This window comes from Leisingera sp. S232, assembly GCF_049800895.1.
Taxonomy (GTDB): domain Bacteria; phylum Pseudomonadota; class Alphaproteobacteria; order Rhodobacterales; family Rhodobacteraceae; genus Leisingera.
In genome coordinates this window covers 1-14,311 of record NZ_JBNAFX010000021.1, presented here as the reverse complement: position 1 = coordinate 14,311, position 14,311 = coordinate 1, and the positions used below count along the sequence as shown (strand labels likewise).

Here is a 14,311-nt window from a genome sequence, read left to right as displayed (position 1 = left end):
GGTTACTTGGTGATCTGAATTTCCTGGCGCAACGCGCCGCTGTCGCGGTCGAAGATCAGGATGCGGTTGTCTTGGCTGACAATGGCGATCCAGTCGGGTCCCAGCGTCACGGCCTCGGCTTTGGCGCCTGCGGGCAGTGTGATTTCTGCGGGCAGCGGCGCATCGCCTGACTGCAGGCGGATGACAAGCAGCGAGATAATCACTACAAGCCCGCCAATCATCACCACGGTCAGCGTGGTCACCAGCCGCCGCAGAAACCGGATCTGTGGCGGTTCCTGTTGGATTTCGGTCTCGGAAGGATCAGTCATGGGCAGCCGCCGGATTGAATTTGTCATCGCGGAAAACCCGCCTAAGCGGCTTGATAAAGCGGTTTCGCGTGATGTGCCAGAGGAGGCGTCGCTGTCGCGCACCCGACTGGCGCGTTTGATCGAAGAGGGTGCACTGACTGTGGATGGCACTGTGGTGCAGGACGCCAAGGCCAAGGTTGAAGAGGGCGCGCAGATCGCCATCCAAGTCGAAGAGGCCGAGGACAGCCACATCGGCCCCGAAGACATCCCGCTGGAGATCCTGTTCGAGGACGACGATCTCATTGTCATCAATAAACCTGCAGGCATGGTGGTGCACCCGGCGCCGGGTTCGCCGTCGGGCACATTGGTCAATGCGCTTTTGCACCATTTCGGTGGCAACTTGTCTGGTGTCGGCGGCGTGAAGCGTCCCGGCATTGTGCACCGGATCGACAAGGAGACCAGCGGTCTGCTGGTTGTGGCCAAGTCCGATGCTGCCCACCAGGGGCTAGCCGTGCAGTTCGAGAAACACACGGTGGAGCGCTATTATCAGGCAATCTGCTATGGGGTGCCGGATGGAAACGATCCCCGCCTGCGCGGCGTTAGAGGTGCCAGTTTTGAGCCGGGCAATATCCTCAAGCTCACCACCCAGCTGGCCCGCCACAAGACGGACCGCCAGCGCCAGGCCGTGCTGTTTCAGGGTGGTCGTCATGCGGTAACGCGTGCCCGCATCGTGGAGGGGTTCGGTAATCCGTCCTGTGCAGCGTTGATCGAATGCTGGCTGGAAACCGGCCGCACCCATCAAATCCGGGTGCATATGGCCCATGCCGGCCATGGGTTGATCGGTGACCCCACCTATGGTGGTCGCCGCAAACTGGCAAGCAAGGCTCTGAACGAAGCCGCACAGGCGGCGGTGCAGGCTTTCCCGCGCCAGGCGCTGCATGCTGCTGTTCTGGGGTTCAATCACCCGGTGACGGGCGCGCCGCTCAGGTTTGAGGCGCCGCTGCCGCAGGACATGGCGCAGTTGCTGGCCGCACTGCGTCAGTAAATTGCCAGCAAATAAGCGTGTTCCAGCCTGTGATGCAATTCACAGACCGGTATCATCGGGCTAACATACAAGAATTCCATAAGCGGTCCTTGAAAAGGGCTTAGCGCTATCACATATGCGCTAATGTTAAGTCCTTATACATTTGGGAGGGACACTTTAATATGGCGAATTATGCAAACCTGCCTGCCCCGACGCCCGAAGGCGGCCTGAACCGGTATCTCCAGGAAATCCGCAAGTTTCCGCTGCTGGAGCCGGAAGAAGAATACATGCTGGCCAAGCGCTGGGTCGAGGAGCAGGACGCAAAGTCTGCGCATCAGATGGTGACTTCCCATCTGCGGCTCGCGGCCAAGATTGCCATGGGCTACCGCGGCTATGGCCTGCCGCAGGCCGAAGTGATCTCAGAAGCGAACGTTGGCCTGATGCAGGCGGTGAAACGTTTTGACCCCGAAAAGGGCTTCCGTCTGGCAACTTATGCCATGTGGTGGATCCGTGCCTCGATCCAAGAATATATCCTGCGGTCCTGGTCGCTGGTGAAACTCGGCACCACCTCAGCGCAGAAGAAGCTGTTTTTCAATCTGCGCAAGGCCAAGGCCCGCATCGGCGCGCTGGAAGATGGCGACCTGCGCCCCGAGAATGTCGCGCGGATTGCCTACGACCTTGGCGTGACTGAGGACGAGGTGATCTCGATGAACCGCCGCATGTCCGGCGGGGATGCGTCCCTGAATGCCACCGTCGGCTCAGAGGGCGAAGGCACGATGCAATGGCAGGACTGGCTGGAGGACGAGGACGCTGACCAGGCTGGCGACTATGAGGCCCGTGATGAACTGGAGGCCCGCCGCGAGTTGCTGGTCGAGGCGCTGGACGTGCTGAACGATCGCGAGAAAGACATCCTGACCCAGCGCCGCCTGATGGATCAGGCCGTCACGCTGGAGGAGCTGAGCACCCAGTACAATGTCAGCCGCGAGCGTATCCGGCAGATCGAAGTCAGGGCGTTTGAGAAGCTTCAGAAGAAGATGCGCGACCTGGCGATGGACAAAGGGATGCTGAACGGCGCCTGATCTCAGGGGGCGGCAGCAAAGGGAAGGGCGGTGCATTGCACCGCTTTTTTTGCTTCTGACAATGACGCTGGTGTTACGGCAGTGCTTCTGCCGCAATGTTTCGCACGCGAAACATTCGGTCAGATGTGCTGACCTTCCTTGCTGGCAAGTGCTTGCGGGGAGATCTGCCTGGCGCGGGCCTGGCGCATTGCTGGGTGCGCGGCGGAGAGCTGGCAGAAGTGCTGGCTGGTGGTCCGCTCATCATTGTGCGGCTGGCTGAAATCACTTTGGTTGCTGGCGTAGCGAGCTGTCTGGCTGCCCTGTGGGGGGGCTGGAGCGCTGGCTGCTTGCGGCCGGTGATTCTGGCTTGCGTGCAAATTCTGTATTCTATGTAGCGGCCAGTGGCAGGGTGGTCAACGAAAAGTTCAACAAAATCAAATAGTTGACAGAATTACTCGGAAATTGCCGTCGGTTGCCACTGGTCAGCTGGCCTCGACGTCCCTAAAATCTCGCCTCTGGCACAGGAGGAAGGACCATGGCAGGCGGCTGGGCGCAGGACGGCGCAGTGACCGAGCAGATCGAAGCTTCGATCAATGATGAACTGGCGCGGCTGAAGGCGCAGAAACGCCCCATGGGCGAAAGCCTGACCCATTGTGCCGAATGCGAGGAGCCAATCCCGGAAAAGCGCCGCATTGCAATTCCCGGCGTTAAGCTGTGCCTTGACTGTCAGCAAGAACGCGATGGAGTCCGCCAGGCGCGCGCAGGCATCAACCGGCGCGGCTCCAAGGACAGCCAGCTGAAATAGTGGTGTGTCCGTTGGGTGGTGTCAGTTCATCTGGCAGCCGCATTTTCAGGCAGGAAAAACGGGGTACCGACAGCAGGCGGTCCAGCCAGCCCAAGGCATAGTCCCATAACCTGTGCCAGTTTACCTACTTCAGCCGGTCAAGCGACGGATGACCCATGTGCAGATAGCTGTCTGCACAGCCCATCATCCCATTAATCGACCACGGTGAAGTTTGGCGCCGCCAGCAACAGAACCGGCAAAGTGAACTGGGGGATGCACCGCGACTTGATGTTGTTCCTCTGACAGCAGTTGTTGCGGCACAGGCGGCGAAACATCGGGCGGAACAGCCAGACAGGCAAAACTATGGAAGGCAGCGGTCAGGTGAATAGAATAGGATTCTCTTGACACAGAATAGGCGGTTTGACATTCAGCCAGAGTGACCGGTTCCGCGAGTGTTTCAATGCGCAGCGGAAGAAATAGGGAACACGGTGCGGCGTACCCAAAAGGGACCAAATCCGTGACTGCCCCCGCAACTGTGAGCGGTGAGTGACGCTGAAAACGCCACTGGGACATGTCCCGGGAAGGCCAGCGGAACCGAGACCCGCGAGTCAGGAGACCTGCCGGACACGAGGGCCGAGACTCCGTCTGCGGAGAATCGGGTCTTTTCCACCGGACGCCGGGGTGCGCGTCTGGCGCGACTGTCGTTCAGGCGATCCCGTGCCACTACTCCCCGTTGTTCATTCCTGATTGCAGGTGCGCCTGCGTCGTTGAATGAGGACGAAATGAAACTGAACTACCTGGCCGCAGCTCTGGCCGTTTCCCTGCCGACTGCTGCGTCGGCGCATTTCCAGCTGAACTACACTGAGCAAGCGCTGATCGAAAAACCTGGCGATGTGCCGATGGGGCTGGTGTTCTGGCACCCGATGGCCAATGGCCATGCGATGGATATGGGCAAGCCGGAAGAATTCTTCATGATCCACAAGGGCGAGAAGATTGACCTGTCGGATCGTCTGGAGCCAGCCACCTTCAAAGGAGTTGAGAACGAAGCCTCGGCCTATAAGGCCTCGGTGCCGGTGAAACGCTCCGGCGACTATGTTGTGGTGACTGTGCCCGCGCCTTATTACGAGGAAAGCGAAGACATCTACATCCAGCAGATTGCCAAGGTCGTGCTGAACCGCAACACGCTGCCGTCTGATTGGGATCAGCCGGTTGGCCTGGACACCGAAATCCTGCCGCTGAACAAGCCTTACAACGTCATTGTGGGGTCCACGTTCTCTGGTCAGGTTCTGGCTGACGGCAAACCGGTTCCGGGTGCCGAGATTGAAATCGAATTTATGGCGGCTGAGCCTGATCTCGACAAGTTTGCCACCACCAGCCCCACCGTTGGTGAGATGCCGGGCGGAGCGATTGTGGCCATTGCCGATCAAAACGGCGTGTTCTCTTTTGGGATTCCGAGAGCGGGTTACTGGGGCTTTGCCGCTCTGGGCTCCGGTCCGGCGACGGAACACGAAGGCAAGGAGCTTAGCCAGGATGCAGTGCTGTGGATCCACGCTGAAGAGCTGAAGTGAAAGTAGACCGATGCATATCGTAGACGGCGCACTGTCGAACCCGGTTGTCATCGGCGGCGCGATTGCCGCCGTCGGCGGTGTTGCTATGGGTCTGCGTAAACTGCCGCTGGAACGTATTCCGGCGGCAGGGGTGCTTTCGGCCAGTTTCTTTGTCGCTTCGCTGATCCATGTGCCGATCGGCCCCAGTTCGGTTCATCTGATCCTGAACGGGCTGGCTGGGCTGGTGCTGGGCTGGGCCGCGTTCCCGGCCCTGTTTGTCGGCCTGTTGCTGCAGGCGGTTTTCTTCGGCTTTGGCGGGCTGACAGTGCTGGGCGTAAACGCCGTGAACATTGCCTTGCCTGCAGTTCTGGTCGGCCTGATGTTCCGGCCACTGGTGGCCCGTGGCTCGCCGCTGCAGGGGGCGATCTGGGGAGGCATTGGCGGCGGTGTGGCAATTGCCCTCACGACTCTTGCTGTTGCAGTATCGCTGATGCTGTCTGGTGACGAATTCATTCTTGCCGCCAAGCTTGTGTTCTTTTCCCATATCCCAGTGATGTTGATCGAGGCGCTTTTGTCCGGCGCCGCCATTTTCCTTGCCCGGCGGGTGAAGCCCGAACTGTTTGCTGACACAAAGAAAGGAAGCCTGGCATGATCCGCTTCTGCGTTCTGGTCGTTGCACTGCTGGCGCCTTTGCCTGCACTGGCGCACAATGTGATTTCTTCTGTGTTTCCTTCTGGATCAGACATCGAGGGCGAAGTCGGCTTTTCCAATGGCGAAATGGCTCCGGACTTGCTGATCGAGGTTTTTGACGAAGCTGGCGGAAAACTGGGCGACACAACGACTGATGCCGACGGTTTCTTCCTGTTCACCCCCTCTGAACCTGTGACGCATATCTTTCGCGGCGATCTTGGTGCCGGTCATGTTGCAGAGGCCGTCATGGACGCCGCCGAGGTTGCAGAAATTCTGGGACAAAGCCCCGGCACAGCGCCCCCCACAACGGCCGGCGTTGCTGCAGTGCCGTCAGCTGCCATAGCTGCAGGCCTGTCCGATCAGGCGCGCACGGAACTTGCAGCCATGCTGCGCACCGAGTTGCGCCCCCTGCGACAGGAATTGACCGCGTTCAAGAACAAATCGAACTTTCAATCCGTCCTTGGGGGTATTGGTTACATCCTTGGCCTGTTCGGCCTGGGCTTTTACATCGCGGCGCGGCGCAAGATCGGCAGTGGTACATGACTTATGTTCTGACGGGCGATGAAAAGCCGCTGAGCGGCTTTGGCGCATTGGGCGCAAAGGTCACAGTGCTTGATCCGCGGATGCGCATCGTGATGACAGCCGTCTATGCCGTTGTGGTGGTCTCGCTCAGCAACCTTTGGGTGCTGTCAGCTGCGCTTGGCCTGTCGATTTGGCTTCTGGCGTTCTCTGGTCTGCCGCCGCGGAAGACGCTGAAACGGATGGCGATGATGGACAGTTTCATCATCTTCATGCTGGTGCTGCTGCCGTTCACCATCCCGGGCACCCCTGTCTTTTCTGTGTGGGGGCTGGAGGCCAGCTGGGAAGGCCTGCGGCGCGCAGCCGAGATTGCCCTGACCGCAAATGCCGTCATCCTGGCGGTCATGACGCTGGTCGGGTCCATGGAGCCCGTGACGATGGGGCATGCGCTTTTTGCGCTCAAGACACCGGAGCGGCTGGTGCATCTGATGATGTTCACCATCCGTTACATCGACGTCCTGCGCGAGGAATACCAGCGCCTGCGTACCTCAATGAAGCTGCGCGGCTTTCGTCCCGGCACCAACTGGCACACCTACCGCAGCTACGGCTATCTGGTGGGGATGATGCTGGTGCGTGCCATCGAACGGTCAGAACGCATTCTGGCGGCGATGAAATGCCGGGGCTTCTCTGGTCGGATCATCCTGCTGGAAGACTTCCGCCTAAACAGGGCCGACTTGTTGTTTGCCGTGGCCCTTGCCGCCGCCCTTGCCGCCCTGATCTGGGCTGAGGTTGTCTATGCCGCTTCTTGATCTGAAGGATATTCATTTTGCCTATCCCGGCCTCGACCCGGTGCTGGAGGGCGCCTCGATGCAGCTTCATGCGGGGGAACGGCTGTCGATTGTGGGGCCAAATGGAGCAGGGAAATCGACGCTCCTTAAAATCATCATGGGATTGATTGCGCCCGATAGCGGTACTGTCACGGCCTTCGGAAAACCTTGCATCAGCGAACCGGACTTTCATGAGGTACGCCGCCGTGTCGGGTTCGTTTTTCAGGATGCCGATGACCAGCTGTTCTGCCCGACTGTGGCCGAAGATGTCGCCTTTGGCCCGTTGAACCTGGGCAAATCCAAGCAAGAAGCCCTGGCGATGGTTGACGCGGTCTTGTCACGTCTGGGGCTGATGCACCTGCGCGACCGGGTTACCCACAAGCTGTCGGGCGGCGAGAAACGGCTGGTGACGCTGGCCACGGTTCTGGCAATGGAACCGGAAGTGCTCATTCTGGATGAGCCGACAAACGCGCTGGATCCGGAAAACTATGCACGTCTGGTTGAAAGCCTGACCGAGCTTGATCAGGCGGTTCTTCTGGTCAGCCATGATCCTGAATTCCGTAAACAGATTGCTCCAACAGGGTATCATCTGATGGAACGGAGACTTGTCAGGGCATAAGGGTTCTAGGGCCTGGATCAGTAGTTTGCGGAACTCGGCGATTTTTGCCTTGTGAGTTTTAGGGATCTGCCTGCACTGATTACTGTAAGCCGGTCATGCAATTTCCGGTTTCGCACATCCGCCTGTTGCAGTGACGCAAAGCGGGCTCCCAGTGTTGCGACCGCTCCGACCGCTCTTTTCTGCAGCCCCTGCTTTGAAGGCCAGTGGGCTTGTCCCGCCGGGAGCTGAGTGCCCTCGGCGCGGATTGCTGAAGCCGTGTTGGCGAATTAGGTGCGTTTAGGCTTTAGAAGCACATACAGGGATGGCGCAAGGAATAGCGTGAAAAAGCTAGACAGGCCCAGACCAACAAACACGGTCCACCCAATCGCAGCGCGCGCTTCGGCGCCTGCGCCTGTTGACAGGATCAGCGGCAATGTTCCGAGCATCGTGGAGAGCAAAGTCATGACAATGGGTCTGAGCCGTGCAGCTGCTGCATTTTCGACTGACAGTCGCAGCTCTTTGCCCATCCGTTGTTCCTGATCGGCAAACTCAACCAGCAGAATGGCGTTTTTGGTCATAAGTCCAATCAGCAGGATGAGCCCGATTTGGGAGTAGATGTTCAGCGTCTGCCCCTGAACAATCATCGCACCCAAAGTGGCCGCCAACCCAAAGGGTACAGTCAGGAACACCACAAGCGGGCTCTTCAAGCTTTCGAATTGGGCTACGAGAACTAGGAAGACAATGACGCAGACGAAAGCATAAGACAGAAGAATATCACGGTTCGTTTCAATAAACCCCTGTGCTTCGCCGGTGAGTATATGGTCGATGTCCTGCGGTAGAACCTGCTCCGCAAGCTCTTCGAAGGCCACGATGGCATCGCTGAGCGGCAGATCCCCGATTTCAGCCTCGATTTCGATCGAACGCCGCTGTCCTGCCCGATCCAGTTCTGACGCGACCCCCTGCTGTGAAATCCGCGTGACGCTGGATAAGGGAACCTGCATGCCTGTCTCCGAAGAGATGTAGATGCCCTGCAGATCTATTGGATCCTGCAAAAACCCATTTGGACCTGTCACGACAATTGGCACCGCCTGATCATCAATATTCAGATCAACCAGTTCTTCACCACCAACCAGAACGCGCAAGAGTATGCCCAGATCATCAAGAGACACGCCCAATTCAGCGGCGCTGGCTCTGTCGATTTCAAAGGAAATCTGCGGCTGTGTCGGATTGTATGATATCTCCACATCTTCGAAGGGGCCTGCCTCCATTGCCTGGGCAAGCTCCAGTGAGGCTTGGTGTATGAGGTCATAGCGTGGACCAGTCAGATACGCCTGAAATGCAGCTTTGCTGCCCCAGCCAAGTTCGAGACTGCCGCGGCTGAACCCGCGCGCTCTGAGGCTTTCTACGCTGCTCAGAGAAGGATTTAGGTCTGCCAGAATGTCCTGCTGGGATTGGCTTCTTTCTTGCCAGGGAACCAAGGTCACGGCCGAGGACACGCGGTTTTTGTCGCGGCGGCCGACAATGGTGTAAACTGAAGCAATGACATCATTGTGCTTAGGATCCAGCAGGATATCTTCAATGCTGTCAGCATGCTTTTGCATGTATTCAATGCCGACCCCATCAGGGCCGCTTGCCATGATTTCCAACTGCGAGCGATCCTCGGCTGGTGCCAGCTCACTTTGGATTTGCGGAGAAATATACCCGATAGCGCCCAGAAAGATCAGGCAGCCGCCGATCATCAGCATGGGATGTGCCAGCGTTTTCCGCACCAAAACCATATAAGCCCGCTGTGCGGCGGCACCGGCACGATGCACCGGCCCTTGTTTCGGGTTCTGGACAGCCAGGTTCATGCGCGCAGCCATTGCGGGGACCAAGGTCAAAGCCACAAAGGATGAAATGCAGACCGAAACCGCGAGCACCAAGCCGAATTCCCGAAACAGACGGCCCGTGGAGGAAGGCAGAAAGGAAATAGGAACAAAGACTGCGACCAAAACAGCTGTTGTGGCCAGCACCGCGAAGAATACCTGGCGTGTGCCAATGAGTGCTGACTGACGGCTGCTTTCACCTTGGGCCTGGCGGCGCTGGCAGTTTTCCAGCACAACAATCGCATCGTCGACGGTCAGGCCGGTGGCCAAGACAAGGGCGAGCAGGGTGATCAAATTGATCGAAAACCCAAAAAGCCAAAAGCTGGCGAGACTGCCGATCAAGGCTGCTGGAATGGCCAGGCTGGGGATGAGAGTTGGCCTCAGCTTGCCAAAGAAGAGCAGGATGGAGAGGACAACGATAAAAATCGTCAGCAGCAGAGTGGTCACAACTTCAGATGTGGCACTTTTAATGAAAACGGCCTGATCGGAAGTGATCGTGAATGTCAGGTCGGTGTAGCGATCATTGAGCGTCGCGACCAAATCGTGAACGCCATCAGAAATCTCCACCGTGTTGGAATTGGCTTGACGCAGAATGCCCAGTCCGATTGCGGGTTCCCCATTCAGCCTCACGAAATTTTCGGCGGTTTCCGGTGAAAAATACGCTTGCGCCACATCGCCGATACGCAAGGCCTCGTTGATCTGGATCTGTTCAACCTGATCTTCGGTGATGGCAGACGCATCTGCGCGAACAAGCAGTTCCTGATCCTTGGAGAGATAGCTGCCCACAGGAATATCATAAGGCGCGTTGCGTAATGCATCCAGAACGTCAGAGGCCGAAACTTGGAACCGGTTCAGCTGCAACGGGTCAAGCTCGATCCGAAGCTGCCGGTTGCGAACTCCGAATAGTTCGACACTTGCGATGCCGGGTATCGAGTAGAAGCGCGGCATGATATCGTTTTCGATGCGGTCGCTGAGATCCATGACCTCAAATTGGTCGGCGACAACCGCAATCTGAACGATCGGTTCCGCGTCAGCATTTGTTTTGGTGATCGTCAGCTTCTCCACCCGCGAAGGCAGATTGGCTTCAACCTGACTGACCGCCTCGCGAACATCCGTAGCTGCCACATCCAGGTTCGTGCCGGGCTCGAACTCCAGCCAGACGCGGGTATTGCCCTCTTCACTGGATCCGCCGATCCGGCGGACACCGGAAACTCGGGCAACCGCGTCTTCCAGCGGGCTGGTTAACTCGGAATCAACCGTGCTGGGCGAGGCGCCGGGATAGTTGGCCCGCACCATCACAAAAGGCCGGTCGACATTTGGGAGTTCGCGGACGTCCAGCCCCATGAAGGCTGCAAAACCAGCCAAAACGATCAGTAGATTCATGACCATTGCAAGCAATGGTCGGCGAATGGACAGTGCTGACAGGCCCTGATCAGAGTGCTGACCTTGATCGGAATGCTGGGTCATTGTGTTGCCTCGCCGACCGACGCGGGCTGACCAGACTGGTTTTGCGGCACCGAAACCGGGTGGCCGTCCCTTAGCTTGTGCACACCGTCCGAGACAACGATGTCGCCATCGGTCAGATCGCCATCCACCCAGACATTCCCGTTGCGCCGCCGGATGACTGTTACGGCAGTCCGGCGCGCTTTACCCTCGACAATTTTCAAGACATAGGCCTCTCGGCTGCCCCAGAGTATCGCAACCTCAGGAATGACGGGGTACTCTTCGCCCTTAACGGTGAGTGTGACCATAAAGCTCATGCCGGGTTTCATCCACGGCTTCGGATCTTCAATGGCGGCGCGGACCCAATAGGTGCGGGCTTGCGGATCAATACCGGAGGCGATCGCAATAACCTTTGCAGTGTGGCTTGCATGGCTGGTCATTTGGGACATGGACACGCTGCTTCCGGGCTGCAGCGACCCATCGGTATGCTCGGGCAGGGAAAAGTCCAACAACAAAGAGGAAAGATCCTCTAGCTGCACTACATCCGTATCGGTTGTGACATGTGCTCCTGCACTCAGGTTCACAAGCCCAAGTGTGCCCGAAAATGGCGCCACCACATAACGGCGCTCCAGCGCCAGCTCAGCCTCTTTCAGCGCAAAGCGCGCCTCACTCAGCTGAAGAATTGCGTCATCATATTGAGCATCCGGTGCAACGCCCCGTGACTTCAGCTCACCGATCCGTTCAAAAACCCGTTCGGCGACTTCGACATTTTCTTTGGCGGCCGCAAGTTTCAGCTCTTCGCTCGCGGAGTCGAGTTTTAGCAGCTGCTGCCCTTGCACGACAGTCTGGCCGGATGTCATGAAAACTGTCTCGACCCGCCCTTCTGAATCCGGTCTCAGGACGGCAGACTGGATGGCGCGGGTCACGGCAACCGCTTTATAGGTGGTGATGTTTGGCGACGTGGTCACGTTTTGCGTCGCAACTGGAACGTGCCGGTTCATGCGGCCTGATTGTGCCGCTGCCGAATTGGGGATGTTGGCACTCAAGAAAATGAGGAGCGCCGCAGTCCAAAGCCTTCCGCAGCCCAGGCTTTTCCTGCGAGCAGCTCTCAGGTTTCCAGATTTCTTTGATATGCGCATTGTTTGTTTCCGGCTGATAGTAAGAAGGAGACACGGAGGCGATGTCGCTCTGTCCTCTATTTCTCCATCCCGGGAGCCCGCGCCAGACACATTCGGTGAAAGGATGCATCGTTGGACAAGTTGGCCAAACGCGATCGTTCGTCGAAAGAATTCCGCCGTTAGTCGGTTTTCTACAGCGCCAGTACTTGATACCATCGTAGGCTAGCATTTTGGCGGTATGGTTGGACGGTAAAGGCGCGCGGGGCAGGGGATTGGTGGAAAAAGTCTCTCTTGGATTGCCAACGAACCTTGCAAGCTTCTTTGCTTTGGCGGCTGTCTTGGGGACGCTTGCTGTTCTTCCGAGCAATGCTGATACAGACTCTCAATTGTTTATGACATTTAACAATCTGTTGCGCGCCATTCTGGCCGCGTTTTTAGTTTTTTTCATTCGTCCCCGCTATCTGAAAAAGGGGAAGCTGTGGCACTTTATCTGGGCCACATTTTTTTCACTGTTCTTCTTTGCAATTGCCTCTGAGGTTCTCGAGGCGTTTTTTCTTGAAGATGGGGTGTCGAAATATACTCTGAATATTGAAGGGCCTTTCTGGACCTCTCTCAAGATTTGGTTTATTGTCCTATCCATTTTTTCCATCCTTGCATTTTCGGACAATGCCGTCGAGCAAAGCCGGGTGGAAAAACTGAAGCGACTGGAAAAAACAGCACAGCTCACCGCGCTGCGTCAGCAAATAAACCCTCATATCCTGCTGAATGGATTGAATAATATTTATGCAATCGCGATTGCGCAAAGCCCATTAGCCGCGAAATCTATTTTAGACTTGTCCAACATACTTCGATACTCTTTGTATGAAGCGGATGCAGAATCTATTTCTCTGGAAAGAGAGATGGAAATTCTAAGGATGTATATCTCGTTCCAGGAACTGGGGCTTGAGGACAGAGTTGAAGTGGATTTCGAAACCTCAGGAAACATGCAGGAGTATAGAATTGCACCTCTTATACTGCTGCCAATCGTTGAAAATGCGTTCAAGCATGGTGCAAACCTGGACGATAGGCAAACGCTCAAGCTTTCCTTTAGATTGCAGGCGGACGGCGGTTCAATACTCTTTGAAAGTAGGAACCCCTATCAAACGGCACTGGGCGAAACTGTGGCTGGCGGGGTTGGAATGGACAACATTCGCTCTCGCTTGGAACTTGCCTACAGAAACCGGTACAAACTGGAAATTGAACAAACTGAGAGTGTCTATTGTCTTAGATTAGCCGTGGATGGTGAGCCGCAATGACAATTAGTTGTATAATTCTGGAAGATCAGGCCCCGGCACGGCGCTTGCTTGAAACCTTTGCGGAGCGGCATCCTGACCTGAACGTTGTTGGGGCCACTGCTCTGCCATCGATTGGGCGAGAAATGCTCGAGGCGGAAACAGTAGACCTGATGTTTTTGGATTTGTCCCTGCCGCAGGCAGATGGGTTTGAATTCCTTGCCTCTCTGACACCGCCACCCGTAACGATCGTGACGACTGCGTATCCTGGTCGTGCAGTGCAAGGATTTGATTTGGGGGTGGCGGATTATCTGGTCAAGCCAATAACTTTTGACAGGTTTGGGGTCGCGGTTTCCCGCGCGCAGGTGTTTTTGAAAGAAAAGAAAGAGGAGGAGTTGATTAAGATCCCCCTCGGCGGTGGCAGCTTTCAGAGAACCAGCGTGGGGAAAATTGTTTGGCTTGGTGCAGACGGTGACTATGTCATTATCCGAACGACGGGCGGGAAGATTCACGTGCCCGGTCCTCTTGGGGATTGGCAGAACCTGCTTCCTGCAGAGAAGTTTGCGCGCGTCCATCGAAGCTTCATTGTCAATAAGCAATGGATATCCAAGAAGGTTGGAAGAAAACTGATCGTTGATGGAGAAGAGATCCCGATTGGACGCACTTTCCTCAAGAGTGTCGATTTTTGACCGGTAAGGGATTTGTTTTGACAGCTGGGAGATAAGATTTTCTTGTGTGTCTGCCGGCTCTGTTGCACAAATCCCATGTGGGATTCATCTCATGAATCCAGCGTGGTAGCTGGGATGCATGAGCAGACCTACAGCCCCGACCTACAGGTCGGCGTTGTTGCGCAACTCGTTTTGAGGACGAGCTTCCCCTTTCCGCGGCGGATTCATCCATCACACACGATCTCGGCGGTGCCGAGGGCCGAGAATCGGTTCATGAGAGCGATGCGGATGTGGATTTCGGCGGTTTGTCTGTCTGGGTCCCTCGCCATGATGCGTTCGCCGAATGCCTTGAGGCATAGCATTTTGGCCTCCACGCGACTTCGGATGTGATAACCACTCCATCGTTTCCACAGCGCCCTGCCGAAGCGTTGCGAAGCGCGCAGTATCTCGTTGCGCGCCTTGGCGGCGGGGCCGTCCTCTTTCCACAATCGCCCGTTGCGCCGTACCGGAATGATTGCTTCTGCGTCCCGGGCAATGATGGCGGCGTGGCACCTGCGAGTGTCATAAGCGCCATCAGCGGTCACGGTGCCGATCTGCTCGTCTTCGGGGATC

Annotated in this window: 14 protein-coding genes and 1 riboswitch; of the genes, 10 read left to right on the top strand and 4 right to left on the bottom strand. The window is 56.8% G+C overall.

The genetic code is table 11. From position 1 onward, the window contains the following. Window positions 1-2: 2 nt before the first annotated feature. Window positions 3-308 (bottom strand): DUF6476 family protein, encoded by a 306-nt coding sequence (locus ACP151_RS13305; protein ID WP_424979388.1) that lies wholly within the window; start codon window positions 306-308, stop codon window positions 3-5. Here ACP151_RS13305 and ACP151_RS13300 point away from each other — a divergent pair. The 8 genes from ACP151_RS13300 (at window position 307) to ACP151_RS13265 (ending at window position 7,355) form a co-directional block, all read left to right on the top strand. Continuing rightward, entirely contained in the window at window positions 307-1,332 is a 1,026-nt protein-coding gene (locus ACP151_RS13300) for an RluA family pseudouridine synthase (RefSeq protein ID WP_424979387.1), read from the top strand. The genes ACP151_RS13305 and ACP151_RS13300 overlap by 2 nt on opposite strands. 161 nt (window positions 1,333-1,493) lie before the next feature. After that, complete coding sequence (rpoH, locus tag ACP151_RS13295) at window positions 1,494-2,390, top strand: RNA polymerase sigma factor RpoH (protein ID WP_424979386.1); 897 nt, start codon at window positions 1,494-1,496, stop codon at window positions 2,388-2,390. A 514-nt stretch (window positions 2,391-2,904) separates the two neighbouring features. Next, on the top strand, window positions 2,905-3,174 hold the full coding sequence (locus ACP151_RS13290) for a DksA/TraR family C4-type zinc finger protein (RefSeq protein WP_424979385.1): 270 nt from the start codon (window positions 2,905-2,907) through the stop codon (window positions 3,172-3,174). Window positions 3,175-3,577: 403 nt separating this feature from the next. Beyond that, a riboswitch (cobalamin riboswitch) is annotated at window positions 3,578-3,792 on the top strand. Window positions 3,793-3,935: 143 nt separating this feature from the next. Further along, window positions 3,936-4,721: a DUF4198 domain-containing protein gene (locus ACP151_RS13285; RefSeq protein ID WP_424979384.1), complete on the top strand. Its 786-nt coding sequence runs from the start codon at window positions 3,936-3,938 to the stop codon at window positions 4,719-4,721. Window positions 4,722-4,731: 10 nt separating this feature from the next. Next, the gene (gene cbiM, locus ACP151_RS13280) at window positions 4,732-5,352 is read left to right on the top strand and encodes a cobalt transporter CbiM (protein WP_424979383.1); all 621 of its coding nucleotides are present in this window, start codon (window positions 4,732-4,734) and stop codon (window positions 5,350-5,352) included. Next, entirely contained in the window at window positions 5,349-5,933 is a 585-nt protein-coding gene (locus ACP151_RS13275) for a cobalt ABC transporter permease (protein WP_424979382.1), read from the top strand. Before cbiM ends, ACP151_RS13275 begins: the two co-directional genes overlap by 4 nt. Continuing rightward, on the top strand, window positions 5,930-6,718 hold the full coding sequence (gene cbiQ / locus ACP151_RS13270) for a cobalt ECF transporter T component CbiQ (protein ID WP_424979381.1): 789 nt from the start codon (window positions 5,930-5,932) through the stop codon (window positions 6,716-6,718). Before ACP151_RS13275 ends, cbiQ begins: the two co-directional genes overlap by 4 nt. Then, a complete protein-coding gene (locus ACP151_RS13265; RefSeq protein ID WP_424979380.1) occupies window positions 6,705-7,355 on the top strand; it encodes an energy-coupling factor ABC transporter ATP-binding protein in 651 nt (216 codons plus the stop codon). Before cbiQ ends, ACP151_RS13265 begins: the two co-directional genes overlap by 14 nt. 266 nt (window positions 7,356-7,621) lie before the next feature. Here ACP151_RS13265 and ACP151_RS13260 read toward each other — a convergent pair whose 3' ends face one another. Beyond that, window positions 7,622-10,666 carry an efflux RND transporter permease subunit gene (locus ACP151_RS13260; RefSeq protein WP_424979379.1) on the bottom strand — a complete coding sequence of 1,015 codons (3,045 nt, stop codon included), beginning with the start codon at window positions 10,664-10,666 and terminating at the stop codon, window positions 7,622-7,624. Next, window positions 10,663-11,643 carry an efflux RND transporter periplasmic adaptor subunit gene (locus ACP151_RS13255; protein WP_424979378.1) on the bottom strand — a complete coding sequence of 327 codons (981 nt, stop codon included), beginning with the start codon at window positions 11,641-11,643 and terminating at the stop codon, window positions 10,663-10,665. The genes ACP151_RS13260 and ACP151_RS13255 overlap by 4 nt, the downstream gene beginning before the upstream one ends. A gap of 359 nt (window positions 11,644-12,002) precedes the next feature. Here ACP151_RS13255 and ACP151_RS13250 point away from each other — a divergent pair, with 359 nt between their 5' ends. Further along, the gene (locus tag ACP151_RS13250) at window positions 12,003-13,055 is read left to right on the top strand and encodes a sensor histidine kinase (RefSeq protein WP_424979377.1); all 1,053 of its coding nucleotides are present in this window, start codon (window positions 12,003-12,005) and stop codon (window positions 13,053-13,055) included. Then, on the top strand, window positions 13,052-13,720 hold the full coding sequence (locus ACP151_RS13245) for a LytR/AlgR family response regulator transcription factor (RefSeq protein WP_424979376.1): 669 nt from the start codon (window positions 13,052-13,054) through the stop codon (window positions 13,718-13,720). The genes ACP151_RS13250 and ACP151_RS13245 overlap by 4 nt, the downstream gene beginning before the upstream one ends. Window positions 13,721-13,923: 203 nt before the next feature. Here the strand turns inward: ACP151_RS13245 and ACP151_RS13240 are convergent. Continuing rightward, window positions 13,924-14,311, bottom strand: a 388-nt coding sequence (locus tag ACP151_RS13240) for a transposase (protein WP_424979375.1), incomplete at its 5' end; no start/stop codon positions are given.